Source organism: Rhodococcus wratislaviensis (assembly GCF_900455735.1).
GTDB classification, from domain to species: domain Bacteria; phylum Actinomycetota; class Actinomycetes; order Mycobacteriales; family Mycobacteriaceae; genus Rhodococcus_F; species Rhodococcus_F wratislaviensis.
This window is the reverse complement of sequence record NZ_UAUI01000005.1, coordinates 36677-63654: the sequence shown is the minus strand read 5'-3', so window position 1 is coordinate 63654 and position 26978 is coordinate 36677. Positions and strand designations below refer to the sequence as shown.

Genomic DNA, 26978 nt, shown 5'->3' with positions numbered 1-26978 from the left:
CGAAGACATTAGTGCCCGCCGCCTGCGGGGTACTCGCCCGGTACTGCCGCTCCGGCCCCCGGACGTCGAATCCCGTTGCGTGTCAGACCTCGCCGCGGCTTCGTCGCTCCATCATCGAGTGGCGGCGGCTGTAGGCGAAGTAGATGATCACGCCGAGCGCCATCCACACGATGAACCGGATCCACGTCTCCACGGACAGATTCACCATCAACCACAGGCAGGCGAGGACGGCGAGGACGGGCACCCACGGAACCAGTGGGACACGGAATCCGCGGGGCAGGTCCGGTCGCGTCCGGCGCAGCACGATCACGCCGACCGACACGAGGACGAACGCGAACAGCGTTCCGATGTTGACCATCTCCTCGAGGGTGCCGATCGGGAAGATTCCCGCGAGCACCGCCACCACGACACCGACCAGCACGGTGATCCGGACGGGTGTGCCGTGCTTGCCGGTCGGCGCAAGCCGCCTCGGCATCAGTCCGTCCCGGGACATGGCGAACAGAACCCGGGTCTGCCCGAGCATCAGCACCATCACCACGGTGGTCAGGCCCGCCAGCGCACCGAACGAGATCAGGTTCTTCGCCCACGTGATCCCGTGGATGCCGAACGCAGTGGCCAGATTGGAACTGTCCCCGGCCAATTCGTGGTAGTCGACCATGCCGGTGAGCACCAGCGTCACCGCCACGTACAGGATCGTCACGATCAGCAGCGATCCCAGAATTCCGCGGGGCAACGCCTTCTGCGGATCCTTCGTCTCCTCGGCGGTGGTGGCGACGATGTCGAAACCGATGAACGCGAAGAACACCAGGCTCGCCGCCGCCAACAGCCCGTACCAGCCGAACGTGCTGCCGCCGGCTCCCGTGACGTAGGAGAACAGGGACTGATGGATGCCCTCGCCCGTGCTGCCCGCCTCGGACGGGGGGATGTACGGGGAGTAGTTGTCGGTGTCGATGTAGAACGCGCCCACCACCACCACGACGAGCACCACCGCCACCTTGATCGAGGTGATCACGAGCGAGACCCGCGACGACAGCTTGGTGCCCGTCGCCAGCACGACGGTGATGATCGCGACGATGAGTACCGCACCCCAGTCGAACGTGACCGAGCCGATCTGCGCCACCGGTGTGTGGTTGCCGATCACCTCACCGAGATAGAGCGACCAGCCCTTCGCCACGACCGACGCGGCGAGCGCGAATTCGAGGATGAGGTCCCAGCCGATGATCCACGCGATCAGTTCACCGAACGTCGCGTAGGAGAACGTGTACGCGCTGCCCGCGACCGGGACGGTCGAGGCGAACTCGGCATAGCAGAGCGCGGCGAGCCCGCACGCGATGGCGGCGATCACGAACGCCGCCGACACCGAGGGACCGGCGACGTTGCCTGCGGTGCGCGCGGTGAGCGTGAAGATGCCGGCACCGATGACGACGGCGACACCGAAGACGGTCAGGTCCCACGCCGTCAGATCCTTGCGGAGTTTGGTTTCCGGTTCGTCCGTGTCTCGGATCGACTGCTCGATCGACTTGGTGCGGAACAATCCGGTCGGCCTGCCGCCTAGGTGCGGTTCTCCGCTGCCTTTGTCCTGGATGGCCACATCAGCCTCCTCAATCGAAAGTTGCCGTTCAGCCTATGCTTCGGTTGCCCGGAACAGGTCGGGTTCGATGTAGATGCGGCGAGCCGCGGGGACTGCGCCGCGTACGCGCGCCTCGGCCTCGTCGATGGCTTCCGCGACCGCGCTGATGTCCGATCCGGCGGCCACGGCCACTTTCGCGGCCACGAGGATTTCCTCGGGTCCGAGGTACTGCGTCTTGCAATGGATGACGCGCTCGATCTTCTCGCCGTCGACGAGCGCGGCGAGAATGCGTGACTCCTCGTCGGCGGTCGCTCCTTCACCGATCAGCAGGCTCTGCATCTCGACGATGAGGATGATCGCGATGATTCCGAGCAGGGCGCCGATGCAGAGGGTGCCGACACCGTCCCACACCGGATCCCCGGTGAGCATCGTCAGTCCGACACCACCGAGCGCGAGAACCAGACCGACCAGCGCGCCGGTGTCCTCGAGCAGCACGACGGGAAGCTCCGGGCTGCGCGACGTGCGAATGAATCCCCACCAGCTCGCCCGCCCCTTGAGGGGACGCGACTCCCGCACCGCGGTGATGAAGCTGAACGTCTCGAGCCCGATGGCGATCACCAGGATGACCACCGCCACGAGGGGGGACGTCAGTTCCTCGGGGTGCTGGATCTTGTGGATGCCCTCGTAGATCGCGAACAGCGAACCGAGGCTGAACAACACGAGTGCGACGACGAACGAGTAGAAGTATCGGCTACGCCCGTAACCGAACTGGTGCAGATCGTCGGCGGCGCGTTCGGCCTTCTTCTGGCCGAGCAGCAGCAGGCCCTGGTTGGAGGTATCGGCCACCGAGTGCACGGATTCCGCCAGCATGGACGACGAGCCGGTGATCAGGAAGCCGGCGAACTTGGCAACCGCGATACCGGCATTGGCGCCGAGCGCGGCGAGAATCGCCTTCTTTCCCCCATGAGCCGACAACTGACTTCTCCTCTCGGTCGCACACGACCCTCACGACGGGCCGCGGAGCCCTTCTCGGATCGCAGGGCGGGTCACAGGCTACGCGATCGGCGGGCCGACCCTCGCACTGAACAACTGGGCGCACTCGGTGCCCGCGGTCACCACCACTTCAGGGTCCTCGGCCGCAATCCAGACGGCGTTGCCCTGAGACAATTCGAGGGCATCGGTTCCGCACCGCAGCTCCACCGAACCCGAGGTGCACAGCAGAATGTGCGGCCCCTCCGAGTCGAGCCGGTGCTCGGTCGGGCCGTCCGGCGACAGGTCGATCCGCGCGAGGACGAACTCCGGCGCGGGCGTGGCGTACACGAACTCGCCACGGCCCGGGCGCTCCTCCGCCTCCAGTATCGGAATGTCGACGGTGTCGAAGTCGAGGACGCGCAGCAACTCCGGAACGTCCACGTGCTTCGGTGTGAGCCCCCCGCGCAGCACGTTGTCGGAGTTGGCCATGATCTCGACGGCCATCCCGTGCAAGTAGGCGTGGAGGTTGCCCGCGTCGAGATACAGCCCCTGCCCTGGTTCGAGGGTGACCCGGTTCAGGAGGAGCGCGGCGAGCACACCCGCGTCCCCCGGGTACACCTCGCTCAATTCGAGGGCCGTGCGGATCTCCGCCGCGAACTCACCGTCCTTGGTGTTCGACAGATAGGCAACGCATCCGTCGAGCACCCTCGGCATCAGCGCGCCGAGCACCGGCTGCGGCAACGTGATCCACGTGGTGAACAGCGCGCGGAGACCGTCCGAGTCGGGTTGCCCCGCAATCAGGCCGGCGTAGGGCTGCAGTTCCGGAACCGCGATCGCCTCGAGCAGTTTGACCGTGCGCTCGGGGTCCCGGAAACCGGCGAGCGCGTGGAACCGGCTGAGCGCCACGACGAGTTCCGGTTTGTGGCTGGCGTCCTTGTAGTTGCGGACCGACGATTCGAGGGGAATTCCCGCCTCGTTCTCCCGGGCGAACCCCTCCCACGCCTGCTCGGCGCTCGGATGGGCCTGCAACGACAGCGGTTCCTCCGACGCGAGCAACTTCAGCAGGAACGGGAGGCGTTCGCCGAACGTCTCCACACTCCGCTTGCCGAGCTGGCGTTCGGGTTCCGAGTGCACCAGGTCCAGAAGGGACCGGGGCCCCTCCTCGGTGAGGACGCGGGCGGGATCACCCGGGTGCGCGCCCAACCACAGTTCCGCCTCCGGATGGGCCGTCGGAACCGGAAGTCCACGCAGCTGTGCGATGGCTGTGCGCGATCCCCATGCGTAGGACCGGAGCGCACCTTCGAGTCGGTGCACTAGATACCGCCGATCAACTGGAGATACGCGGCAGTCATGTCGAGCCTGCCGACGAGAACCGCCGCCTGTTCCAGCTCGGGACGCTGCGACGGAACCTGCCCCTCGTCCGAGGACGCGACGACGAGGTCGACGTCGCCCAGGGCGGCGATCCTGCGTTCGACGAGCATCCGATCGGCGTCGGCCGACAACACGAACGTGCGCACCGGGCTCGCCGAGGGCGGACCGTCCAACTCGGGATCGTGGAATATCGAGTCGTGCGCGGAGAGCGCCTGGTCGACACGGAACGTGCCCGCCGCGCTCAGGACGTCCGGGAGTTCCGACGCGGTCGCCACGCGGCCCGCGTGCAGCAGCGCCTCGGCGCCGTGCCGGGCCAGTTCCACCGTGCTCTCCGTGTCACCCGTGAGCACGATGCGGCGTCCCTGCATGCGGGAGGCCAGCGATTTCGCGGGATTGTGGAACACCTCGCTGTTCGGCCTGTCACGCAGCGCCTCACCGTCGACGGCGTCGGCGATCTGCTCGAGGTCGGGAACCTCGTCGCCCCAGCGTTCCGAACCGACCACCCGGAGGACGGCCAGCAGTACGGCGAAGTACCGCAGCAGACCGTGCCGGGTGAGTGCCCGGACCCGCGGCGCGAACATGACGACCCGTCCGGCCGCCGCGGCCTGCAAGGGCCCTTCGTCCGGCGCCGCCACCACCACTTCGGCGCCGCGGCGCACCGCCGCGTCGATGGCCTGCACGAGCCGGGGGTCGCCTGCGTCGTCGCCGGCCACCACCACCACGTCGAGTGGGCCCACCCACACGGGGGTCCGGGTGGCACGCACCAGCGGGAAACCGATCCGTTCGGCGAGGACCGCCGTCAGGATCGCAGCCCCACGGCTGGCACGCCCCGCGCCGGTCACCACCACCACGCTGCGCGGACGCAGTCCCTGCAGTCGTTCGAGAGCCCCCTCCTCGACCGCGGACCGGGTGGCCCGGATCTGGGCACCCCCCATGGCGGCGGAACGCAACACACCCTCGGTGTCCGCCGCTACCAGTGCGTCCCCGTCGTCCAGATCGAACAGGGGCGTCGGCGCTGTCATGACACCGCACCCCCTTTCTTCATCGGTGCAAGCCACATTCGCAACACGAGCAGAACCTGTAGTTCCAACTATGGCAGTCAGGCTCGGACGATGCCCAGTATCTCGGTAACGAGTGCATCTACCTCGGCCGCCGTCGCCGCCTCCACGTTGAGTCGCAGCAGCGGTTCGGTGTTGGAGGCCCGCAAGTTGAACCACGCGCCGTCCGCCAGTTCGACCGTGACACCGTCGAGCCGGTCCACAACCGTGGTGCGGTCCGCGAACGCCGACAGCACCGCGTCGGTCCTTTCGGCGGCGTCCGCGACGGTCGAGTTGATCTCTCCCGACGCCGCGTACCGCTCGTACTTCGCCATCAGCTCGGACAGCGGACGGTCCTGCTCCCCCAGTGCCGCGAGAACATGCAGTCCGGCGAGCATCCCGGAGTCGGCGCCCCAGAAGTCGCGGAAGTAGTAGTGCGCGGAGTGCTCGCCGCCGAAGATCGCGCCCGTCTCGGCCATCTGCTGCTTGATGAACGAGTGCCCCACCCGGGTGCGGACCGGGTGTCCGCCCAACTCACTCACCAGCTCGGGCACCGCGCGGGACGTGATGAGGTTGTGGATGACGGTCGCGCCGGGCTCCTTCGCCAGCTCCCGCTCCGCGACCAGGGCGGTGACGGCGGACGGCGACACCGGGTTGCCGAGCTCGTCGACCACGAAGCAGCGGTCCGCGTCGCCGTCGAAGGCCAGACCGATGTCGGCACCGGTCTCACGGACGTACCGTTGCAGATCCACGAGGTTCGCCGGGTCGAGCGGATTCGCCTCGTGATTCGGGAACGTACCGTCGAGCTCGAAGTACAGCGGCTCCAGCTTCACCGGCATGGGCTCGAACACGGCGGGAACGGTGTGCCCGCCCATTCCGTTGCCCGCGTCGACAGCCACCGTCAGCGGGCGGAGGTCGGAGAGGTTCACCAGTCCGCGGACGAAACTCGCGTACTGCTCGAGCACGTCCTCCTCGGACACCGTGCCGGGAGCGCCGTCGAACGCAGGAACCCCGTCGACGACCTCGGCCGCAATCGTGGAAAGGCCCGTCTCCTGCCCCACCGGCTTGGCGCCAGCGCGGCACAGCTTGATGCCGTTGTACTTCGCCGGGTTGTGGCTCGCCGTGAACATCGCACCCGGGCAGTCGAACAGCCCCGAAGCGAAATACAGCTGGTCGGTGGACGCGAGTCCGATGAGGACGACGTCCAGTCCCTGGGCGGTGACGCCGTCGGCGAACGCTCGGGCCAGCTCCGGAGAGGACGCGCGCATGTCGTAGCCGATCACGACCTTCGTGGCGCTGTCCTCGCGGACGAGTCGTGCGAATGCGCCGCCCACGTCCTGCACGAATGCGGCGTCGATGTGTTCACCGACGACACCCCGCACGTCGTAAGCCTTGATCACGGCATGTACGGACTCGGCTGATCGCGCCACTTCTTGTTTCTCCTTTACGAGCACCAGTGCTGGCGCAAGCCTAATGCCTGCCCGTCGCGGGCCCGGCACGCCGCGGACCGCAGGCCCGGAAGCAGGCCGGGACGTCAGTTGGAAGGGTCGGGAAGTACCCGCAGGTGGCCGCGGCGACCGGTGCGCGCCGGGCCGGGCTGGGTGCCGGTCTCCGCGCGTTCCTCGGTGGACACGGCCCGGTCGGACCGCCCGCGATCGCCGAGACCCGCCTCCCGCACGGCCTCCGCCAGCGCGGTCAGGTCGTCCTCGTCCGGAGTACTCGACGAGAACCCACCCTCGTACCGAACCAGTTCCCAGCCCTTGGGTGCGGTGATCCTCGACGCGTGCGTTTCGCACAGATCCCACGAGTGCGGCTCGTCGACCGTGGCGAGCGGGCCGACGACGGCAGTGGAGTCGGAGTAGACGTACGTGAGCGTCGCGACAGCGGGGTTCTTGCACCCGGGGCGGCAGCATCGACGCAGAGATCTCACAGCTAGGGAGCCTAGCCCCACGAAGGCCCGACACCTACTCGGACACACCGAGAGTGTGCGGCTGTCGTAATGTCCACACCATGTCCAGAGCACGACGCAGGCGTCCCGTGACCACCCGATCCGTCGACCGACGGGGACGGGGAATCCGCGGGTCCGTGTTCCCTCCGGACGCACCGGCACGACGGAGCCGCGCAGAGAAGTTCGATCTGGTGGTGCTCGAGGCGTTCGCGCCGATCGACGCGCGCTGGCGCGAACGCCTGACGAAGCTGGACATTGCCGTCGACGAGGTTCCGAAGATTCATGCGCTCGACCCGGATTCGGTCAACTGGCCCGCCGAGGTCGTGGCGGACGGGCCCGTGCCGCTGTCCCGACTGATCCCGGCCGGCATCGACCGGCACGGATCCACGACGCGGGCGCGAGTCGTCCTGTTCCGGCGACCGCTCGAACAGCGCGCCAAAGACCCGGACGACCTCACCGACCTGGTGCACGACGTGCTCGTACAGCAGGTGAGTACGTACCTCGGAGTCGAACCCGAGGTCATCGACCCGGATTTGCCGGGCGACGAAGACTGACTAGACGATCCCCCGCTTCAGGCGCCGGCGCTCGCGCTCCGACAATCCACCCCAGATACCGAACCGCTCGTCATTGGCCAGTGCGTAGTCGAGGCATTCGTCCCGCACCTCACAGCCCAGGCAAATGCGCTTCGCTTCCCTGGTGGAGCCTCCCTTTTCGGGGAAGAAGGCCTCAGGGTCGGTCTGCGCACAGAGCGCGCGTTCCTGCCACTGGTCCTCGATGGTCTCGAACAGCTCGTCGAAACCGGTCACCAGACTCAACGCCGGGCGAGGGCCCGTCGTCTCGACTTCCTGTGCGACGAGTTCTCGCACAGGAATTTCTTTCACACTGTCTTCTTGCACACAGACTTCTTGAACACAGACGCCGTCCGCTGCGCCTGCTTCGGAATTGGTCTGCGGTTCGTCGCTTACTGTGCTCCAGCGAGTCTCCGACTCGATCTGCTCATTGGGCATCGTTCCGCCTCCTCACCTGTGATAGCGCAGAAAATTTCGATCGATCATGTACCCCGAACCGAACACCCCTGCCACCCGTTCGAACAACCGTTCGAATTGATCCCCGCTGCAAGTGATTCCACGCCCACAACGTCGGAATGACATATTTGTGATTAGACACGCCCAGCGTGTCGCGGTCAAGCTAACCGTCGAAAGTCGATTACTATTTCGCGCTCTCAAATCGCTCCGGGGAAGCAGCTCACAGGAGGCGGACAGCCACCGCCTAGGCTTGCATCGTGAACGTGACTGTATTGGTTGGCGGGGTGGGCGGGGCCCGGTTCCTGCAAGGTGTGCGGAGACTTCTGGGGGCCGATTCGGGCCATCGCATTACCGCGGTCGTCAATGTCGGGGACGACGTGTGGATGCACGGGTTGCGGATCTGCCCGGACCTGGACACCTGCATGTATACCCTCGGTGACGGTATCGACACCGAGCGTGGGTGGGGGCATGCCGGTGAAACCTGGAACGCCAAGGCCGAACTCGCCGCCTATGGTGCGAAACCGGATTGGTTCGGGCTCGGTGACAGGGACATCGCCACGCATCTGATCCGCACGCAGATGCTGCGGACGGGGTATCCGTTGTCGGCGGTGACCGAGGCGCTGTGCAACCGGTGGCAACCGGGTGTGACCCTGCTGCCGGTGACCGACGACCGTAGCGAAACTCACGTCGTGATCACCGACCCGCAAGACGGGGAGCAGCGGGCGATCCACTTCCAGGAGTGGTGGGTTCGGTACCGCGCCCAGGTCCCGACGCACAGCTTCGCGCACATCGGCGCCGAGCAGGCCGCCCCGGCGCCCGGAGTGCTCGAGGCGATCGAGAGCGCCGACATCGTGCTGCTGGCACCGTCGAATCCGGTGGTCAGTGTCGGCGCGATCCTGGCGGTGCCCGGGATCCGCGGCGGCCTGCGTACCACCGCCGCGAAGGTGGTCGGTGTGTCGCCGATCGTCGGCGGAAAACCGTTGCGGGGCATGGCCGACGAATGTTTGGACGTGATCGGGGTGGACACGTCGGCGGAGGCGATCGGCCGCTGGTACGGGGCCCGGTCCGGGACCGGGATCCTCGACGGCTGGCTGGTCCACGACACCGACACCGCCGAGATCCCCGGCGTGAACGTGGCCCGGGTGCCGCTGATCATGACCGACCCCGACGCGACCGCCGCGATGGTGCGGGCGGCGCTGGACGTGGCGGGGGTGACACTGTGACCGACCCCACCGGAGCGTCCCGGTCCGATCACGCCCCGGGCGGTGCGGTCGAGATCCGCCCGGTGACCGGCCTGCCCGAGTTCCGGCCCGGCGACGACCTCGCCGGCGCGGTGGTCGCGGCCGCGCCGTGGCTCGCGGATGGTGACGTGCTGGTGGTCACCAGCAAGGTGGTCTCGAAGGTGGAGGGCCGGATCGTGTCCTCGCCGACCGACCCGGAGGAACGCGACGCCGCCCGCCGGCGGCTCGTCGAGCAGGAAGCGGTGCGGGTCGTGGCCCGCAAGGGCCGGACCCTGATCACCGAGAACCGGCTCGGGATCGTGCAGGCGGCGTCGGGCATCGACGGCTCGAACGTCGAGGGCTCCGAACTCGCGCTGCTGCCCGAGGACCCGGACGGCAGCGCCCGCGCCCTGCGGGAGGCGATCGCGGTGGCGCTGGGGGTGCGGGTGGCGGTGGTGGTCACCGACACCATGGGCCGGGCGTGGCGCAACGGGCAGATCGATGCCGCGATCGGTGCGGCCGGGCTTGCGGTGCTGCACGGGTACGCCGGGTCCCGCGACAGTCAGGGCAACGAACTGGTGGTGACGGAGGTGGCGGTCGCCGACGAGATCGCCGCGGCGGGGGATCTGGTCAAGGGCAAACTCGGCGGGGTGCCGGTCGCGGTCGTGCGGGGCCTGGATGTGGCCGACGACGGGTCCGCCGCACAGGATCTGATCCGGCGCGGCGCCGAGGACCTGTTCTGGCTCGGCACCGCCGAATCCGTCGAGATGGGGCGGGCGGAGGCGCTGCTGCTCCGCCGCTCGGTCCGCCGGTTCGCCGACGACCCGGTCGAACCCGGCGCGGTCCGGGCGTCGATCGCGCAGGCCCTGACCGCGCCGGCGCCGCACCACACCCGGCCGGTCCGGTTCGTGTGGGTCCGCACCCGCACCGTCCGCGATGCACTGCTGACCCGGATGGCCGAGCAGTGGCGCACCGACCTCACCTCCGACGGGATGAGCGCCGACGCTGTAGCCGCGCGGGTGGCCCGCGGGAACATCCTGTTCGACGCACCGGAGGTGATCATCCCGTTCTGCGTCCCCGACGGCGCCCACCACTACCCCGATGAGCGCCGGCGGGCGGCGGAGTCGACGATGTTCACCGTCGCGGTCGGCGCCGCGGTGCAGGCACTGCTGGTGTCGTTGGCGACCAAGGGAATCGGCAGCTGCTGGATCGGGTCGACGATCTTCGCCGCCGACACCGTCCGCGCCACCCTCGACCTGCCCGCCGACTGGCAACCACTCGGCGCGATCGCCGTCGGCCACCCCCTCGAACCACTCACCCCCCGACACGCCGCCGACCCCGGCGACGCCCTGATCGAGAGATGAGCCACGCGCAATGAGCGCCGAATCACTACACCGCACCGCGACCGCCGCGCTCGAGGGCTGGAAAACGCTCGACGAGAACGACGAATCGTTGCGGCACACCATGCTCGCGTTCCTCGCGTCGGCGCCGCTCGGCTGCCTACGCGAGCACGTACCCGGACACATCACGGCGTCCTCCCTCGTCCTGGACGAGGAGGGATGTCACGTACTCCTGACCCTGCATCCCCGGGTCGGCCGGTGGATCCAATTGGGCGGGCACTGTGAGCCTTCCGACGAGACCGTCGTCGATGCCGCGCTGCGGGAGGCGTGCGAGGAATCGGGAATCCCCGACCTCCGGATCGATCCCGACCTGCTGTCGGCGCACACCCACCCGATCACGTGCTCACTCGGCCAGCCCACCCGGCACCTCGACCTCCGGTTCCTCGTCCGCGCGCGACCCGGCGCCCACATCGTGCGCAGCTCCGAATCGACGGACCTCCGCTGGTGGCCGGTGGACGCACTGCCGCCGAACGCGGAGAAGTCCACGATCGACCAGCTCGTGCACCTGGCCGGACTGCGCTAGCGGAGCGGCTCCAGCGTCAGGCGCTTCGCCGCGATACGGTCGCCGGAGGATGTTCCCCAGACGGGCCGCAAGTTGCTCGGCAACCCGATCCGATCATCCGCGTAATCCGTTGGGACGCCTCGGGTCCGGATCGCCGATCCCTCCGTAAACGAATCGTCGAGCGCCACTTAGCGTGTGAAGGCGCGCGTCACTTCACCAGCGCTTCGGCGGAAGCCGGGCCCTTCATGGCCGGAGGTAGCCGATCAGAGTTGCGTGGTAGCGCCGGGACTGCACGACTCCCCCGGGATCAGGGCTGTTTCTGGTTGGTGATGTATGGGGCGACGTTTGATAGCGGGGTCTCCGGCGGAGGCAACGAAATATGATGGTGGCGAAGAGTGACTGCAGAGGTTCGCCCGGGTGTGGTCGGGGAATTGCTGTCGCGGACAGTCGCGGGACTTCGTCACCTACAAAGCCGCGTCGGTGGGTGTCCCTGTGGAGGTCATTGACCCGCGGAACACCTCGCGGACGTGCTACCCGTGCGGGCACGTCGACAAGGTACCTGGGGTACGTGAAGTACATGACCACGACGCACGGCTATTGGGCCGCCTAATCAACCGGCCTACAGTCGGCGCGCACCTGACAGCCAGTCGGGGACGCGACTGCCAAACCCCGCCCTTCAGGGCAGGGGTACGTTGATCTCTCACACGTCCGTGCTGAACCGGACCCCACCGTCGGGCAGGGTCACTCCCGGCCACACCCGGGCGCCGCGCAGGAGTTCGCACCGGGCGCCGATGTCGGCTCCGTCACCGATCACCGCGTCACGCACCAGCGCCCGCGGCCCGATGCGTGCGCCGAAACCGATGATGGACCGTTCGACGGTCGCTCCGGCCTCGACCACGGCACCGTCGAACAGCACGGCGCCGTCGAGTCGTGCGCCCGCACCCACCTCGGCGCCGCGGCCGACGACGGTTCCGCCGATCAGCAGCGCACCCGGGGCGACACCCGCACCCGGGTGGACGAGCGATTCGCCGCGGGGCCCGTCGAGCGCAGGCGACGGAGCGATGCCGCGCACCAGGTCCGCGGAACCGCGCACGAAGTCCTCGGGGGTGCCCATGTCGCGCCAGTACGAGGAGTCGACGTGTCCGTACACGCGGGCGTCCTCGGCCAGCAGCGACGGGAACACCTCGCGCTCCACCGACACCGCGCGTCCCTCGGGGATCCGTTCGATGATCTCGCGCTTGAAGACGTAGCAGCCGGCGTTGATCTGGTCGGTCGGCGGGTCCTGCGTCTTCTCGAGGAACGCGGTCACCCGGCCGTCCGCGTCGGTGGGCACGCAGCCGAACGCCCGCGGATCCCCGACCCGCACGAGGTGCAGGGTGACGTCGGCGTCCCGGTTCCGGTGGGTGTCGAGGATCGCGCCCAGGTCGGTGCCGCCGAGGACGTCGCCGTTGAAGACCATGGCGTGGTCACCGCGCAGCTTCGGCAGAACGTTGCGGATGCCGCCACCGGTGCCGAGCGGTTCGGTCTCGGTGACGTAGTCGATCTCGAGTCCCAGCTTCGAGCCGTCGCCGAAGTACTCCTCGAAGACCTCCGCCTTGAAGGATGTGCCGAGGACCACGTGCGTGATCCCGGCCGCCCCGATCCGGGCGAGCAGATGCTGGAGGAACGGCAGACCCGCCGTGGGCAGCATGGGCTTGGGCGCCGACAAGGTCAGCGGGCGAAGCCTCGTTCCCTTACCGCCGACCAGCACCACTGCATCGGTCGTCTTCTCAATTGCCATGAGTCGTTCCCCCCTCGTTCTGGTTCGTGCGTCGTTCCCGGACTGCGGCAGCCACGGCGATCTTCGACCGCACTGCCAATCCTCCCCGAAGTGCCCACCGCAGCGGCGCCTGCCACCAGTGGGGATGACGATCGGCCTGGAACCGGTACGCGCTCTGATGGTGAGCGGGCAGCATCAGTTCCGGATGCTTGCCCGCGGCGTGCCCCTTCGCGTGGGTGACCTCCGCGGAGGGCACGTACACGTTGAGCCAGCCGGCCTTGCCCAGCCGGTCACCGAGGTCGACGTCCTCCATGTACATGAAGTAGCGGGAATCGAAGCCGTCGATCGAGTCGAAGGCCGCGCGGCGCATCAACAGGCACGAACCGGACAACCAGCCGACCGACCGCTCACTGACCGTCTCGTTCTCCTGGCGGTAGCCGGCAGTCCACGGGTTGGACGGCCACACCGTGCCCAGAACCGCGTGCCCGGCCCCGGACACGAGGTCGGGCACCTGGCGCGCCGACGGGTAGACGCTCCCGTCGGGTTCCAGCACGAGAGGGCCGAGCGCCCCCGCTCGCGGCCAGCGCTCGGCGGCCGCGAGGAGTACGTCGATCGATCCGGGCGCCCAGCGAACATCCGGATTGGCGATGACGACGAATTCGATCTCGTCGTCGATCTCCGCCACAGCCCTGTTGATGGCACCGCCGTAGCCGATGTTCCCGCCGGTCCGCAGCAGGCGCACGTGCTCGTGCGCCGCATCCGCGGCCTCGGGGGCGCCGTCCGTCGATCCGTTGTCGGCCATCACGACCTGCGGATCTTCTTTCGTCGCCTCGGCGAGAGTGCCCAGGAACTGCTCCAGATGCTCGCCTGGCGAATAGGTCACCGTCACCACGGCCAGCTTCGAACTCACGCGGGCAAGCGTAGCCGTTGAAACAGGGTCCGCCTCACACCACTGCATGCAGGGCTGCATGCAACGCGTCTCGCCACGGCCGCAACGGGGTCAGCCCGGCGTCGGCCCACGCACGGCCGGACAGGACCGAGAAGGCCGGTCGCGGGGCGGGCCGCACGAACTGGGCGCTCGTGCACGGGCGCACGCGCCCAGGGTCCGCACCTGCCTCCTCGAACACGGCACGCGCAAGGTCGAACCAACTCGCCCGGCCCGAGTTGGTCGCGTGCAGCACCGGTGCATCGACGTCGCCGCGCGCGGCGAGTTCGAGCAACGCATCGGCCAGGTCGCCGGCGAATGTGGGCGAGCCCACCTGATCGTCCACGACGTCGACCGTGTCACGTTCACGCTCGAGCCGGAGCATGGTGGAGACGAAGTCGGTGCCGACCCCGGTGTAGACCCAGGCGGTGCGCACGACGTGGGCGGACGGAAGCGCTGCGTGAACGGCGCGTTCGCCGGCGAGTTTCGTGCGCCCGTAGGCGGTCGCCGGTCCGGTCGGGGCGTCCACCTCGTACGGCGTGTCGGCCTGCCCGGCGAAGACGTAGTCGGTGGAGACGTGGATCAGCCGGGCACCCGCCCGGGCGCACGCCGCCGCCAGGTTCGCGGGCCCCGTCTCGTTCACCGCCCGGGCGGTGTCCTCGTCCGACTCCGCAGCGTCGACCGCCGTGTACGCGGCACAGTTGATCACCACCGATCCGTCTTCGACCTGCGCCTTCACCGCGTCGGGGTCGGTGATGTCGAGTTCGTCCGACCCCACACCCCGGGCCCGAATTCCGGTCGCCTCCGCTCGTCGGAGGACATGCCCACCCAACTGTCCACGGGCGCCGGTCACAAGGATGTTCGTCACGGGGGTCAGTCTGGCACGCCGATCGACGCGTCCCTGCTCCCGGCGCGTCGACCAGTAGCCTGGTTTCCGTGTCACACGAGCAACCCGCACCAGACGCACCCCCGAGCACAGCTCGGCGGCCGATTCACATCGCTGTGGCCGTGCTGTCGGTGCTCGCCCTCGTCGTGACGGGATTCGCCTGGCGGAGTATCGACTCGCTGCGCAACAATCTGGCAACCGCGGGCGGCCTGGGCCTCGGCGGAAGCGCCGACGGCGCCGTCGACATCCTCATGGTCGGCACGGACAGTCGCACCGACGCCCACGGCAACCCCCTGTCCCAGGAGGAACTCGACTCGCTTCGGGCCGGCGAGGAGGTGGCATCCAACACCGACACCATCGTCCTCATCCGCGTTCCCAACGACGGGAGCTCCGCCACTGCCATCTCGATCCCCCGCGACTCCTACGTCGACGTGCCGGGCATCGGCATGTCGAAGATCAACGCCGCGTACGGCGCCACGAAGGAGACCGAGCGGCTGAAGCTCGTCGAGGACGGAGCCAGCGACAAGGAAGCCGAGGAGGAGTCGACGAAGGCAGGCCGCGAGGCGCTCATCCAATCGGTGGCCGATCTCACGGGAATCACCGTCGACCACTACGCCGAGGTCGGGCTGCTCGGGTTCGTCCTCCTCACCAACGCCGTCGGCGGCGTCGACGTCTGCCTCAACGAACCGGTGGACGAGGACATGTCCGGCGCGCACTTCCCCGCCGGTGAGCAGACGTTGAAGGGTGCGGACGCTCTGAGCTTCGTCCGCCAGCGCCACGACCTCCCCCGCGGCGACCTCGACCGCATCGTGCGTCAGCAGGTGTTCATGGCCTCGCTCGTCGGCAAGGTGCTGTCCGCGAAGACTCTCAGCGACCCGGGCAAGCTGAACGAACTCAGCGGCGCGGTGCAACGCTCGGTCGTGCTCGACGACGACTGGGACATCATCGAGTTCGCCACCCAACTGCAGGACCTCGCCGGCGGCAAGGTGCAGTTCGAGACGATTCCGGTCGCGGATCTCAACGGCACGACCGACTACGGCGAGTCCATCGTCGAGGTCAAGCCGAAGGACGTGAAGAGGTACGTGGCCGGTCTGGTCGGCGAGGAGCCCACCGACTCGGAAGACACCACCACGTCCGAGACGCCCAAGATCGACGCCTCGACCGTCACCGTCGACGTTGCGAACGCCAGCGACGTCGGGGGCCTCGCGAACGGCGTCGCCGATGCCCTGACGTCGCTCGGCTACGGCCAGGGCGAGGTCGGCAACTACACGGGCGCGTCGGTGAGCGAGACCACCGTCTTCGCGCACTCCGCGGACGACGACAGCGCCAAGGCGGTCGCCGCAGCACTCGGCGGGCTCCCCACCGACACCGACGCGACACTGCCCGAAGGTTCGGTGCGGGTGGTGCTGTCGAGTGACTACCAGGGGCCGACGTCCGCCGAGACCACCGGCACCACCACGTCGTCCGAGTCGTCGGAGACGGGCCTCGAGCCCGCGTCCACGGCCGGAACGACCCCCACCCCGGCACCGCCCGGCCCGCCCATCGACGCCGGCTCGTCGGGCCCGCGTTGTGTGAACTAGAAAACGAGAGACGGATCGTGTCCATGAACCATGCGTCCCGCACGCTGACCGACGCCCTGCTCGACCCCATCCTGAAGAACGACCCGGCCGGACCGCGCGTCACGTTCTACGACGACGCCACCGGCGAACGGGTCGAACTCTCGGCCCTCACGCTCGCCAACTGGGCGGCCAAAACCGCCAACCTGCTGCGTGACGAATTCGGCGTCGAGCCCGGCGCCCGCGTCGCGGTGCTCCTTCCCGCGCACTGGCAGACCGCCGCGGTTCTGCTCGGCGCATGGTGGGCGGGCGCCGAGGTCGTGCTCGAACCCGATGCGGACGCCGAGATCGCACTCGTCTCGGCCCAGCACCTGGGCGACGTCGAGGACGTACCCGAGGTAGCGGCACTGTCGCTGGACGCGTTCGGCAGGCCCGTCCCCGACCTCCCCGTCGGCATCACCGACTACGCCACGTCCGTGCGCGTCCACGGCGACCAGTTCCGGCCGACGGTCGCCGGACCCGCACTGGCGGGCAAGAGCGTCGACGACGTTCTCGCCGCGGCGCTCGCCTCCGCCGAATCGCAGGGGATCACCGGTACCGACCGGGTGCTCTCCGAAGAGGCGTGGGACTCCCCCGACGCCCTGATCGACGGTCTGGTGGCCGTCTTCGCGGCCGGCGCGTCACTCGTGCAGGTCACCAACGCCGACCCCGCAGCCCGGTCGAGGCGCGTGGACACCGAGAAGATCACCCGTCAACTCTCCCGGTAGCCGCCGTCCGCGAGGCCCGCGGCGATCTCGAACCTGTTCCGGGCACCGCGGTGCCGCAACTCCTCGAACAGGTACCGCAGCGCGAAGGTCCACCCGTACGTAGCCCATTGGTCGGCGTGGACCGCTTCGTGCCGCACGAGCGCTCTCGCCGGGTCCCGGCCGGTGAGAAATGCGCCGCCGATCGTCGTCCCGCCGCGTGCGTACCCACCCCGCATCCCTCTGCACACGAAGATGCCGAAGTCGGCGTCGAACGTGATGCGGGCGCCCCACAGTCGGGCGTACGCCAGCGCGAGCCGTGTGATCGCCGCGGACTGGGGGTTCCCCCGCGACGCTCGGATCATCGGCACACCGCGGCTGCGTTTCACAGGCGCAGGATAAGTGCTCGAGGCGAGGTTCATCCACAACTTCTCGCCCATCCACAGACCAACCTGAAGTCCCAGTTCGCGCGCGGCAGGGATGACGCGCCCACCACGATGCTGTCGATCATGACCGCACGCATTCGTACCCTGAAAGAACTCACCGACGCCGGAATCACCCGCAGTACCATCGCCGCCCGGTGCCGAAGTGGCAGCTACCACCGCGTGCTGCCCACGGTGTATTCCCTCGTCGAACCCGACACGTACGTGCGGTGTGCCGCCGTGTCGGCATGGCGGCCGGCCGCGGTCCTGAGCCACCGCACCGCGGCCTGGCTCTACGGCTGGTTGCCCGAGCCGGCGGTCGTCGAGGCGACGATTCCCCGGGGCCTCCGCGTCACGCCGCCGGACTGGCTTCGGCTGTACCGCCGCGACCTCGCACCGCACACGGTGTCGATGGTGTCCCTTCTTCCGGCGGTGTCGCCCGCCCAGGCGCTCTTCGATTGCGCAGTCGTCATGCCCGAAGGAGACGTGGCGTCCCTCGTCGACAGCGAACTCGACCGCAGCGTCGATCCGCACGAGTTCCGTGACCTCTGCGCCGCTCACCACGGTCGGCACGGTGCGCCCGCGGCACGGCGACTGTTACGCCACGCTGCCCTCCGAGCCGCGTCGGAACCCGAGCGGGTACTCGGTCGCCAGCTCAGCCTTCGCGGTTTCCCGCTCGAGGCCAACCACCCGATCGGTCCGTACGTGGGTGATTTCGCCGACGAGCAGGCGCGGATCGTGGTCGAGGTCGACGGCCGCGAGTTCCACAGCGAGCCCGACGTGTTCCGGAACGACCGACGGCCTCAGAACTGGCTCGTCAGTGAGGGGTGGATGGTGCTCCGCTTCGCTGCCTACGACGTGCTGGCGCATCCCGATGTGGTCGCCGCCGAGATCATCGATGCGGTGCGTCGACGGCGTCGCAGTCGGCGCCCGAAGTGAACTGAGCCGCCACTCCTTGCTCCCCGAGGGCTGATTCGGCCCCGGAGCAGCGAAGAGTGGCGGCTCAGTTCGACGCGGTCAGCCCAGCAGCTTGTCGCGCAGTGCCTTGTCCTTGTCCAGGACCATCTTCTCGAGCCCGTCCTGGAACGCGACCATCTGCTGCTGCAGTGCGGGGTCGGAGGCGCCGAGGATGCGGACGGCGAGCAGACCGGCGTTGCGGGCGCCGCCGATGGACACGGTTGCGACGGGGACGCCTGCGGGCATCTGCACGATCGAGAGCAGTGAGTCCATGCCGTCGAGGTATTTCAGCGGGACGGGCACACCGATGACGGGCAGTGGGGTGGCCGACGCGACCATGCCCGGTAGGTGGGCGGCGCCCCCGGCGCCGGCGATGATCACCTGGATGCCGCGGCCGGCCGCGTCCTTCGCGTAGTCGAGCATGCGCTGCGGTGTGCGGTGCGCGGAGACGACACCCACCTCGAAACGCACCCCGAACTCGGCGAGCGCCTCGGCGGCGGCCTCCATGGTGGGCCAGTCCGAGTCGCTGCCCATGATGAGCCCGACCTGTGCGCCCTGCCGTGCTGCCGTGTCACTCACCGTGTACATCCCATCCGTCGGTCCATTCAGCGTGCGAGAGCCAGTGGGCGGCGCGCTCGGCACGCTCGCGCACCCGCGCCACGTACTCGGGGTCGTCGATCGAGCCGGGTCCGCCGACGATGTTCACGTGGCCGATCTTCCGGTCTTCACGCTCACCCTTGCCGTACAGATGAATCTTCGCGTCGGGCATCCGGGCGAAGAGGTGGTGGACGCGTTCGTCCATGCTCATCTCGGGGGCCGTCGGCGCACCGAGCACGTTCGCCATCACCGTGATCGGCGCGAGCGGTGCGGTGTCGCCGAGCGGGTAGTCGAGGACGGCGCGCAGGTGCTGCTCGAACTGTGAGGTACGGGCGCCGTCCATCGTCCAGTGGCCGGAGTTGTGCGGGCGCATCGCGAGTTCGTTGACGACGAGCGTTCCGTCGGTGGTTTCGAACAGTTCGACGGCCATCGCGCCGACCACCCCGAGTTCGGACGCGATGCGGAGCGCGAGTTCCTCGGCGGCCTCGGCGACCGAGTCGGGCAGAGCGGGGGCGGGGGCGAGGACCACGGCGCACTGCCCGTGGCGTTGCACCGTCTCCACGACGGGCCACGTGGCGCCCTGGCCGAACGGTGACCGCGCCACCATCGCGGACAGCTCACGCCGCATCTCGACCTTTTCCTCGACGATGAGGGAGACACCCTGGTCGAGTTGCCGGGTGACGATGCGCTCGGCTTCGTCGAGATCATCGGTGATCCACACGCCGCGACCGTCGTAACCGCCGCGGACGGCCTTGATCACGACCGGCCATCCGTGTTCGGCGCCGAATTTGACGACGTCCTCGGCCCAGGTCACCTCGGCGTAGGCCGGGACCGGTGCGCCGAGTTCGGCGAGCTTGCGGCGCATCGCCAGCTTGTCCTGCGCATAGATGAGTGCCGTCGGCGGCGGCTGCACGTTGACGCCCTCGGCGACCAGGATGTCGAGGTGCTCGGTGGGCACGTGCTCGTGGTCGAAGGTCAGCGCGTGCGACCCGACCGCGGCCCTGCGGAGCGCGTCGAGGTCGGTGTGGCTGCCGAGGACGACGTCGGGGCTCACCTGCGCAGCGGGTTCGTCGGCGGTGCCCGAGAGCACCCGCAGTGTCTGGCCGAGCGCAATCGCGGCCTGGTGGGTCATCCGCGCGAGTTGGCCGCCACCGATCATCGTCACGACGGGTTGCCCGGCGGTCAGATCGCGGGGTGTCGTGGGACGCGGTGTGGAGTCAGAGTTGCCGGTCACGGGTCACTAGTTTGTCACGTCCGGCGCGGGGTTCCGCCGCCGAGGTGCCGGTCCGCACTTTCTGTGATTCTCCTGATGATCTCGCCGCCAATTGGTGGTATCCGGTCCGACTTTCGTAAACTCATCCGTTGTGTCATTTGTCGACGGCGTCCTAGCACGCGTTCCCCAGCCTTTTCGGGCTCTCGCGTTGCGGCATCACGAACTGATCAAGTTCGCGATTGTGGGCGGCACCACCATGATCTTCGACCTCGCCATCTTTTATTCGCTGAGCCTGACGATCCTCGAAGAGAAGCCTGTTGTCGCAAAAGTTCTGTCCGGAATTCTCGCGACGGTCCTGAGTTACATTCTCAACCGCGAATGGTCGTTCAAGAACCGTGGCGGACGTGAACGACACCACGAGGCCCTGCTGTTCTTCACGATCAGCGGGATCGGCGTACTCCTCGCCGCCGCGCCCCTGTGGATCGCCAACAACGTGTTCGACATCCGTGCCAGCCAGGAGAACCTGACCACACTGGTGGTGGTCGACTTCGTGCTCAACTACATCATCGGAAACCTGCTGCAGATGGTGTTCCGGTTCTGGGCGCTCCGCCGGTTCGCCTTCCCCGACGAGAACGTGCACATCATCGATCCGGACCTCGTCGACGAAGCTGTCGAGGAAGAGTTCGGCCACTCCTGATCGTCAGCGCGGTTCCCGGATCCCGGTGACCCGTGTCGGCACGTGCTCGCGCGCGAGGGGAACGAAGATCGCGAACAGGGCCGGACGGCGACGCTGCAGTTCCAGCCGGCCACCGTCGGCCTCGATGAGTGCACGGGCCAGCGCCAGGCCCACACCGGTCGAACCGGCCCCCGAGAAACCGCGATCGAAGATGTGTGGCGCGAGGTCGTTGCTGACCCCGACTCCCTCGTCCGACACCTCGACGCACACCATCGTCTCGCGCGGCGAGGTCTCCTCGCCGGGCGTCCTGAGATTCTGACCCTGGATCAGACGCACCGCGACGGTGCATGTCCCCGCCCCGTGCATGAGCGCGTTGTCGACGAGCACCGCGACGGCCTCACGGAGCCGGGAACCGGTGGTCGACGCCATCACGTTCGTGTCCCCGCGCAGCACCAGTTCGCGGTCGGCGTCCTCGAACGGCCGCTTCCAGTCCGCGATGACCACACTGAGCTCCCGGATCACCGACACCTGGGTCTCGGTGCCGTTGCTGCGTGACGAGCGGACCAGTTCGTCGATCGCGACGGTCAGTCGGTCCACCTGCGCCATCGCCTCGTCGGCCTCGACCACGACCGCGGGGTCCGAGTGCACGGACAGTTCGTCGAGCCGGAGGCGGACGGCGGTGAGCCGGCTGCGGAGCTGGTGTGAGACGTCCGCGACGAGTGCGTGTTCGCGCTGCAGCCGTCCCGCGATCTCGACGGTCGCGGAGTCCAGGACGTCGGAGACGCGGTCGAGTTCGGGGATGCCGTGACGCCGCACGTCCGGCCGGAAGTCGCCCTCCGCGAGCCGGGCCGCCCGGTTGGCGACGTCCCGCAGCGGATCGGCGAGCCGCTTCGCTGTGACGTAGGCGACCACGGTGCCTGCCGCGATGGACACGAGCACCAGCAGCGCGACGGCACCGACGGCCTGGCGTTGCTGGGTGCGCATCTCGTCGGACGGCACTTCGAGGCGGAGCGAACCGGACGTGCCCATCGCGAGAGATTCCACGAGCGGCGACTGCACGGACGATTCGCCGATGTCCACTCGCGCGGCGCCGTCGTCGGTGGTCGGATAGACCACCACCAGGCGGCCCCCGGCGGGCGTCAGCAGACGCAGGGAGTTCGTGTCGAGATCACCCTCGACGACACCGTTGACGCCCTCCTGGGTGATGATCTCCGTCGCCATCCGATCGAGCCGGACCTGGAGATCGCTCCGGTTGAAATCCTCGACCCACAGCCACGCCGTGTAGATGAGCGGCACACCGAGCAGCAGCGCCGTCAGGATCACGACTGCGAGGATCGACTGGAGAATTCTGCGGCGCACTACCCCGCCTAGTCGGTGTTGATGCGGAAACCGACGCCGCGGACCGTCGCGATGCGACGCTCGGCGGCGGGGCCCTCGTCACCGATCTTCCGGCGAAGCCACGACATGTGCATGTCGAGTGTCTTCGAGCCGCGCAGTTCCACGTCGCCCCAGACCTCGGCGAGGATGGTGTCGCGGGAGACCACCTGACCCGCGTGTTCGAGCAGCACCCGGAGAAGCTCGTACTCCTTGTTGGCGAGGGCGATCTCGGTTCCGTTCACGAGCACCCGTCGGGCCGCCGGTTCGAGCCGGATGCCGCCGACCTCGACGACGGAATCCTCGCCGCCGCCGCGACGGCGCAGCAGGGCGCGCACCCGGGCCATCAGCTCCGCCAACCGGAACGGCTTGCCCACGTAGTCGTCGGCGCCCGCGTCGAGTCCGACGACGAAGTCGACCTCGTCGGTGCGTGCGGTGAGCATGAGCACTGCCAGTTCCGAACTGTGGGCGCGCACTTGCCTGCACACCTCGAGTCCGTCCATCCCCGGTAGGCCGAGGTCCAGGATCAACAGGTCGTACGCTCCGTCGAGAGCCTGCTCCAGCGCTGCCGGGCCGGTCTGCTCGATGGTGACGTCGTATCCCTCCCGGCCCAGTGCCCGCGACAGCGGGGCGGCAATGGCTTCGTCATCTTCGGCAAGCAATACAGCAGTCACCTCCACAGCGTACGGAGGTGCGAAGACGGCTGTGACCGGTTACCAGCCTTTGCCGGTGTCGGCGTCGCCGCGCGGGTCGTCTCGCTCCCGTTCGCGGTGGAGATCCATCGCGTCGAACACCTGGTGATAGAGCAGCGAGTGGACACGCTGGACGTCGGGGATGTCGTCGAATTCCAGCGGGTCGTCGGAAGACGACACGATGACGAGCGTTCCGGTGCGGAGCATCCGGTCGAGGAGGCCGTGCCGGAACTGGACGTTGCTGATGCGTCCCATCGGAATGTCGATCCCGGTGTGCGTCATCACACCCTGACGGATGAGGACACGACGGTCGGTGACGATGAAGTGGGTGAACTTCCAGCTGAGAAACGGCGCGACACAGCGCCATACGACGAGGCCCAGCCACACCACGAGGACGACGACGAGCACGACGTTCAGCGCGGAGCCGTCCAGCTTGTTCTCGGCGAACCCCGCCGCGAAACCCGCCACGGCCGTCGCCAGCAGAAAGGTGACGGCGGGGAGCAACAGCATCTTCCAGTGTGGATGACGGTGAAGCAGCAGTTCCTCGTCCTCGGCGAGGGCGTCCTCCGGATATCCCATGCGAAGAGTGTGCCTCTACCGCATGCGGCTGAGCACTATCGGGGTGATGACGATGATGATGCCGTACAGCACCATCCACACTCCGACCACGATCACGAACACCTCGAGCGACAGTTCGGGCTGCAGGAGCACGAAGCCTCCGGCGACGACGCTGATCACGCCGAGCACGATGGTCAGCCCGCGATCCGCGACCGAACCCGAGGCGCCTTCCACGATTTCGAGGACACCCCGGAACACCCACCATGCACCGACGACGAGCGCGATGATCACGACGGTCTGGAGCGGGCTCCTCAGCACGAGGAACGCGAGAAGTATTGCCAGGGCGCCGGATACGCCCACCAGCGTCCGTGCGGCTCCCCCGGCCTCGACGTCGGCGAACGCCCGGATGATCTGGACGATCCCGAAGCCGAAGAACTGGATGGCGATCAGGACGGCCAGAACCGTGAGCGTCACGTGCGGCCATACGAGCACCGCGATGCCGAGACCCAGTGTGAGCAGACCGAGCACCACCGTGAGGCCGGTCAACGTGCGCCGGGCCGCGGTGACGGAGGACTCCGGAATTGAGGTACTCATGTACCACAGTGTGGCACTACTCGGTGCGCACCGGGCGTAAATGTGTGATGTCACCTGCGGCGACGGCGACCGTTCCGGGCTGGCCGTCGGGGGCGATCACGACCCGGCCCTCCGCGTCGACGTCCGTTGCGATGCCGATCAGTTCGCGACCGCCGGGCAGTTCGGCGCGCACCCGCTGGCCGAGCGTGCCGCAGCGGGCGCGGTAGGCCGCGGCGAGTTCCGTGACGTCCCAGTTGGAGTCGTGCCATTGCTGCCAGCGATCGGCGATGGCGCGCAGCACCGCCCGCACGAGGGTGTCGCGGTCACTGACCTCGGCACCTTCGAGGACGAGGGACGTGGCGTGCTCGACGGGCAGCTCGTCCCTCGTGAGGCTCACGTTGAGACCGATCCCGACGACCACCGCGGGATCCGGTGCCGTGGCGGACACCTCGGCGAGGATGCCGGCGACCTTGCGGCCGTCGATGAGCACATCGTTGGGCCACTTGAGTTCCGCGGGCACCTCGGCGGTCGCGCGGAGCGCGTCGACGACGGCGACACCGGTCAGCAGTGGCAGCCACCCCATGTCCTGGACGCCCATGCCCGGCATCGTCAGCAACACGGAGACCGCGATCTGCGCCTGCGGCGGACTCACCCAGGCGCGTGAGTGGCGGCCCCGGCCGCTGCCCTGGAATTCGGCGAGCAGCACGTGCCGGTCGCAGCTCGACGACGCGGCGCGCGCGAGAAGATCGGCGTTGGTGGACCCGGTCTCCTGCACGACGTCGAGGCGCGCCCAGAACCTGCGGGTGTCGCTGTCGTCGTCACCGCGGACGAGTGCCGCACGCAGATTGTCGGCGTTGAGAGGAGGTCGGTTCAGGTCGGTCCACATCACCACAGCCTAGGACGAGCAGGAAAAGGTACTGGTCAGTAGCCGGGTCCGGGCAACCCGCCGCCTGACCACCTCCCTTGGCAGAAGCTCGCCGGCTCTCGTTAAGCTGACCTGTCATGACCACTGTTCAGGAGCCGAGCGCGGCGGAGTCGGCGAGTACGCCCGATATTCACACGACGGCGGGAAAGCTCGCCGACCTGCGTAATCGTCAGGCCGAGGCGCAGCACCCGAGCGGTGAAGCCGCGGTCGAAAAGGTCCACGCCAAGGGCAAGCTCACCGCCCGCGAACGCATCACCGCCCTGCTCGACGAGGGCAGCTTCGTCGAACTCGACGCCCTCGCCCGGCACCGCTCGGTGAACTTCGGCCTCGCCGACAACCGCCCCGTCGGCGACGGCGTCGTCACCGGCTACGGCACCGTCGACGGCCGCGACGTGTGCGTCTTCTCCCAGGACGCCACCGTCTTCGGCGGCTCCCTCGGCGAAATCTACGGCGAAAAAATCGTCAAGGTCATGGACCTCGCCCTCAAGACCGGCCGCCCCCTGATCGGCATCAACGAAGGCGCCGGCGCCCGCATCCAGGAAGGCGTCGTCTCCCTCGGCCTCTACGGCGAAATCTTCCACCGCAACGTCCAGGCGTCCGGCGTCATCCCGCAGATCTCGCTGATCATGGGCCCCGCCGCCGGCGGCCACGTCTACTCCCCCGCCCTGACCGACTTCGTCGTCATGGTCGACCAGACCTCCCAGATGTTCGTCACCGGCCCCGACGTCATCAAGACCGTCACCGGCGAAGACGTCACCATGGAAGATTTGGGCGGCGCCCACACCCACATGGTCAAATCCGGCGTCGCCCACTACGTCGCCTCCGGCGAACAGGACGCCCTCGACTACGTCAAGGACCTGCTGTCCTACCTGCCGTCCAACAACCAGGCCGCCGCCCCCCGGATGCTGCCCACCGACCCGATCACCGGGTCCATCGAAGACTCCCTCACCGCCGAGGACCTCGAACTCGACACCCTCATCCCGGACTCGGCGAACCAGCCCTACGACATGCACGAGGTCATCCGCCGCATCCTCGACGACGACGAATTCCTCGAGGTCCAGGCCGAACGCGCCGGCAACATCGTCGTCGGCTTCGGCCGCGTCGACGGCCGCTCCGTCGGCATCGTCGCGAACCAGCCCACCGTCTTCGCCGGCTGCCTCGACATCGACGCCTCCGAAAAAGCCGCCCGCTTCGTGCGCACCTGCGACGCGTTCAACGTCCCCATCATCACCCTCGTCGACGTCCCCGGCTTCCTGCCCGGCACCGACCAGGAATACAACGGCATCATCCGCCGCGGCGCGAAACTCCTCTACGCCTACGGCGAGGCCACCGTCGGGAAGATCACCGTCATCACCCGCAAGGCCTACGGCGGCGCCTACGACGTGATGGGCTCCAAGCACATGGGCGCCGACGTCAACCTCGCCTGGCCCACCGCCCAGATCGCCGTCATGGGCGCCTCCGGCGCCGTCGGCTTCGTCTACCGCAAACGCCTCCTCGAGGCCGCCAAGAACGGCGACGACGTCGACGCGCTGCGCCTGCAACTGCAACAGGAATACGAGGACACCCTCGTCAACCCGTACGTCGCCGCCGAACGCGGCTACGTCGACGCCGTCATCCCCCCGTCCCACACCCGCGGACAGATCGTGGCCGCCCTGCGCCTGCTCGAACGCAAAATGGTCACCCTCCCGCCCAAGAAGCATGGGAACATCCCCCTATGACCGCGATCACCGAGGACGAATTGCGCACCGAGACCGGCCCGGACGCGACGCCGTCAGTCAACGGTTCCGCAGCGGACACCACGACCACGAACGGCGCGGCGACCGACGTGCCGCGTGACACGGACGGAACAGCAGCCGACGCTGCGCGTGAGCCTTTCTTCACGGTGGTCAAGGGCTCACCCTCCGACGAGGAGATCGCGGCGCTCGTCGCGGTGTTGTCCGCGGTCGCTGCCGCCGGCAGCGGTGATCCCGATTCGCACGTCCCGCCCGAGTCCTGGGGTGCTCCCACGCGGATGCACCGCAGCATCGCCCCGTTCTCGCCCTACGCGTTCCCGAACGTGTCGGCGTACCGGCATTGA

General features: G+C 68.3%; 29 protein-coding genes. 11 read left to right on the top strand and 18 right to left on the bottom strand.

Annotation, left to right across the window (positions count from 1 at the left end; all coding sequences use genetic code 11):
- Window positions 1-82 precede the first annotated feature (82 nt).
- The 6 genes from DTA22_RS09570 to DTA22_RS09545 all read right to left on the bottom strand — a co-directional run bounded on the left by DTA22_RS09570 (window position 83) and on the right by DTA22_RS09545 (window position 6880).
- Window positions 83-1591: an amino acid permease gene (locus tag DTA22_RS09570; RefSeq protein WP_009479525.1), complete on the bottom strand. Its 1509-nt coding sequence runs from the start codon at window positions 1589-1591 to the stop codon at window positions 83-85.
- Between the two features lie 33 nt (window positions 1592-1624).
- A complete protein-coding gene (locus tag DTA22_RS09565; RefSeq protein WP_037245103.1) occupies window positions 1625-2545 on the bottom strand; it encodes a cation diffusion facilitator family transporter in 921 nt (306 codons plus the stop codon).
- A gap of 78 nt (window positions 2546-2623) precedes the next feature.
- Window positions 2624-3856 carry a mannose-6-phosphate isomerase, class I gene (gene manA, locus DTA22_RS09560; protein ID WP_037245101.1) on the bottom strand — a complete coding sequence of 411 codons (1233 nt, stop codon included), beginning with the start codon at window positions 3854-3856 and terminating at the stop codon, window positions 2624-2626.
- Entirely contained in the window at window positions 3856-4935 is a 1080-nt protein-coding gene (locus DTA22_RS09555) for a hypothetical protein (protein ID WP_009479522.1), read from the bottom strand. The genes manA and DTA22_RS09555 overlap by 1 nt, the downstream gene beginning before the upstream one ends.
- 77 nt (window positions 4936-5012) lie before the next feature.
- Window positions 5013-6380 carry a phosphomannomutase/phosphoglucomutase gene (locus tag DTA22_RS09550; RefSeq protein WP_112299299.1) on the bottom strand — a complete coding sequence of 456 codons (1368 nt, stop codon included), beginning with the start codon at window positions 6378-6380 and terminating at the stop codon, window positions 5013-5015.
- Window positions 6381-6484: 104 nt separating this feature from the next.
- A complete protein-coding gene (locus tag DTA22_RS09545) occupies window positions 6485-6880 on the bottom strand; it encodes a DUF3499 domain-containing protein (RefSeq protein ID WP_037245096.1) in 396 nt (131 codons plus the stop codon).
- Window positions 6881-6960: 80 nt separating this feature from the next.
- On the opposite strand from DTA22_RS09545, the gene DTA22_RS09540 reads away from it, so the two are divergent.
- Window positions 6961-7452, top strand: coding sequence for a metallopeptidase family protein (locus tag DTA22_RS09540; protein WP_029539455.1), 492 nt, complete (start codon window positions 6961-6963; stop codon window positions 7450-7452).
- Here the strand turns inward: DTA22_RS09540 and DTA22_RS09535 are convergent, their stop codons facing one another.
- Complete coding sequence (locus DTA22_RS09535) at window positions 7453-7713, bottom strand: WhiB family transcriptional regulator (protein ID WP_166680705.1); 261 nt, start codon at window positions 7711-7713, stop codon at window positions 7453-7455.
- Between the two features lie 467 nt (window positions 7714-8180).
- Between DTA22_RS09535 and cofD the strand changes: the two genes are divergently transcribed.
- The 4 genes from cofD (at window position 8181) to DTA22_RS36705 (ending at window position 11741) form a co-directional block, all read left to right on the top strand.
- Window positions 8181-9146: a 2-phospho-L-lactate transferase gene (gene cofD, locus DTA22_RS09530; protein ID WP_112299298.1), complete on the top strand. Its 966-nt coding sequence runs from the start codon at window positions 8181-8183 to the stop codon at window positions 9144-9146.
- Complete coding sequence (locus DTA22_RS09525; protein ID WP_112299297.1) at window positions 9143-10507, top strand: coenzyme F420-0:L-glutamate ligase; 1365 nt, start codon at window positions 9143-9145, stop codon at window positions 10505-10507. The genes cofD and DTA22_RS09525 overlap by 4 nt, the downstream gene beginning before the upstream one ends.
- 10 nt (window positions 10508-10517) lie before the next feature.
- Complete coding sequence (locus DTA22_RS09520) at window positions 10518-11066, top strand: NUDIX hydrolase (protein WP_112299296.1); 549 nt, start codon at window positions 10518-10520, stop codon at window positions 11064-11066.
- Window positions 11067-11462: 396 nt separating this feature from the next.
- Complete coding sequence (locus DTA22_RS36705) at window positions 11463-11741, top strand: transposase (RefSeq protein WP_255309451.1); 279 nt, start codon at window positions 11463-11465, stop codon at window positions 11739-11741.
- Window positions 11742-11745: 4 nt separating this feature from the next.
- Here the strand turns inward: DTA22_RS36705 and manB are convergent, their stop codons facing one another.
- From manB to rfbD, 3 genes are read right to left on the bottom strand one after another with little or no spacing between them, the layout of a single operon-like run.
- Entirely contained in the window at window positions 11746-12825 is a 1080-nt protein-coding gene (manB, locus tag DTA22_RS09505) for a mannose-1-phosphate guanylyltransferase (protein ID WP_037245084.1), read from the bottom strand.
- Window positions 12815-13714 carry a glycosyltransferase family 2 protein gene (locus tag DTA22_RS09500; protein ID WP_037245081.1) on the bottom strand — a complete coding sequence of 300 codons (900 nt, stop codon included), beginning with the start codon at window positions 13712-13714 and terminating at the stop codon, window positions 12815-12817. The genes manB and DTA22_RS09500 overlap by 11 nt, the downstream gene beginning before the upstream one ends.
- A 34-nt stretch (window positions 13715-13748) precedes the next feature.
- The gene (gene rfbD, locus DTA22_RS09495; protein ID WP_112299295.1) at window positions 13749-14597 is read right to left on the bottom strand and encodes a dTDP-4-dehydrorhamnose reductase; all 849 of its coding nucleotides are present in this window, start codon (window positions 14595-14597) and stop codon (window positions 13749-13751) included.
- 68 nt (window positions 14598-14665) lie between these two features.
- Between rfbD and DTA22_RS09490 the strand changes: the two genes are divergently transcribed.
- Together DTA22_RS09490 and DTA22_RS09485 are read left to right on the top strand one after the other, a co-directional pair.
- Window positions 14666-16195 (top strand): LCP family protein, encoded by a 1530-nt coding sequence (locus tag DTA22_RS09490; RefSeq protein ID WP_457920858.1) that lies wholly within the window; start codon window positions 14666-14668, stop codon window positions 16193-16195.
- A 23-nt stretch (window positions 16196-16218) separates the two neighbouring features.
- Window positions 16219-16938: a TIGR03089 family protein gene (locus DTA22_RS09485; RefSeq protein WP_005240016.1), complete on the top strand. Its 720-nt coding sequence runs from the start codon at window positions 16219-16221 to the stop codon at window positions 16936-16938.
- Here the strand turns inward: DTA22_RS09485 and DTA22_RS09480 are convergent.
- Window positions 16923-17279 carry a hypothetical protein gene (locus tag DTA22_RS09480; RefSeq protein WP_174233781.1) on the bottom strand — a complete coding sequence of 119 codons (357 nt, stop codon included), beginning with the start codon at window positions 17277-17279 and terminating at the stop codon, window positions 16923-16925. The genes DTA22_RS09485 and DTA22_RS09480 overlap by 16 nt on opposite strands.
- A gap of 144 nt (window positions 17280-17423) precedes the next feature.
- Here DTA22_RS09480 and DTA22_RS09475 point away from each other — a divergent pair, with 144 nt between their 5' ends.
- Window positions 17424-18275 (top strand): DUF559 domain-containing protein, encoded by an 852-nt coding sequence (locus DTA22_RS09475; protein ID WP_245973306.1) that lies wholly within the window; start codon window positions 17424-17426, stop codon window positions 18273-18275.
- A gap of 78 nt (window positions 18276-18353) precedes the next feature.
- Here DTA22_RS09475 and purE read toward each other — a convergent pair whose 3' ends face one another.
- Together purE and DTA22_RS09465 are read right to left on the bottom strand one after the other, a co-directional pair.
- Complete coding sequence (gene purE, locus DTA22_RS09470) at window positions 18354-18881, bottom strand: 5-(carboxyamino)imidazole ribonucleotide mutase (RefSeq protein ID WP_005563291.1); 528 nt, start codon at window positions 18879-18881, stop codon at window positions 18354-18356.
- Window positions 18865-20124: a 5-(carboxyamino)imidazole ribonucleotide synthase gene (locus DTA22_RS09465; RefSeq protein WP_112299292.1), complete on the bottom strand. Its 1260-nt coding sequence runs from the start codon at window positions 20122-20124 to the stop codon at window positions 18865-18867. Before DTA22_RS09465 ends, purE begins: the two co-directional genes overlap by 17 nt.
- A 130-nt stretch (window positions 20125-20254) precedes the next feature.
- Between DTA22_RS09465 and DTA22_RS09460 the strand changes: the two genes are divergently transcribed.
- Window positions 20255-20800, top strand: a complete 546-nt coding sequence (locus tag DTA22_RS09460; protein WP_037179117.1) for a GtrA family protein — start codon at window positions 20255-20257, stop codon at window positions 20798-20800.
- A 3-nt stretch (window positions 20801-20803) separates the two neighbouring features.
- On the opposite strand, the gene DTA22_RS09455 is transcribed toward DTA22_RS09460, so the two are convergent.
- From DTA22_RS09455 to DTA22_RS09435, 5 genes are read right to left on the bottom strand one after another with little or no spacing between them, the layout of a single operon-like run.
- Window positions 20804-22138 (bottom strand): sensor histidine kinase, encoded by a 1335-nt coding sequence (locus DTA22_RS09455; protein ID WP_037245070.1) that lies wholly within the window; start codon window positions 22136-22138, stop codon window positions 20804-20806.
- A gap of 8 nt (window positions 22139-22146) precedes the next feature.
- Window positions 22147-22827 carry a response regulator transcription factor gene (locus DTA22_RS09450; protein WP_025432276.1) on the bottom strand — a complete coding sequence of 227 codons (681 nt, stop codon included), beginning with the start codon at window positions 22825-22827 and terminating at the stop codon, window positions 22147-22149.
- Window positions 22828-22866: 39 nt separating this feature from the next.
- Window positions 22867-23424 carry a PH domain-containing protein gene (locus tag DTA22_RS09445; RefSeq protein WP_105413190.1) on the bottom strand — a complete coding sequence of 186 codons (558 nt, stop codon included), beginning with the start codon at window positions 23422-23424 and terminating at the stop codon, window positions 22867-22869.
- 15 nt (window positions 23425-23439) lie between these two features.
- Window positions 23440-23997 carry an HdeD family acid-resistance protein gene (locus tag DTA22_RS09440; protein ID WP_005264683.1) on the bottom strand — a complete coding sequence of 186 codons (558 nt, stop codon included), beginning with the start codon at window positions 23995-23997 and terminating at the stop codon, window positions 23440-23442.
- Between the two features lie 16 nt (window positions 23998-24013).
- On the bottom strand, window positions 24014-24862 hold the full coding sequence (locus DTA22_RS09435; protein ID WP_112299346.1) for a biotin--[acetyl-CoA-carboxylase] ligase: 849 nt from the start codon (window positions 24860-24862) through the stop codon (window positions 24014-24016).
- 116 nt (window positions 24863-24978) lie between these two features.
- Between DTA22_RS09435 and DTA22_RS09430 the strand changes: the two genes are divergently transcribed.
- Together DTA22_RS09430 and DTA22_RS09425 are read left to right on the top strand one after the other, a co-directional pair.
- Complete coding sequence (locus DTA22_RS09430) at window positions 24979-26619, top strand: acyl-CoA carboxylase subunit beta (protein WP_112299291.1); 1641 nt, start codon at window positions 24979-24981, stop codon at window positions 26617-26619.
- Window positions 26616-26978 carry an acyl-CoA carboxylase subunit epsilon gene (locus DTA22_RS09425; protein WP_112299290.1) on the top strand — a complete coding sequence of 121 codons (363 nt, stop codon included), beginning with the start codon at window positions 26616-26618 and terminating at the stop codon, window positions 26976-26978. Before DTA22_RS09430 ends, DTA22_RS09425 begins: the two co-directional genes overlap by 4 nt.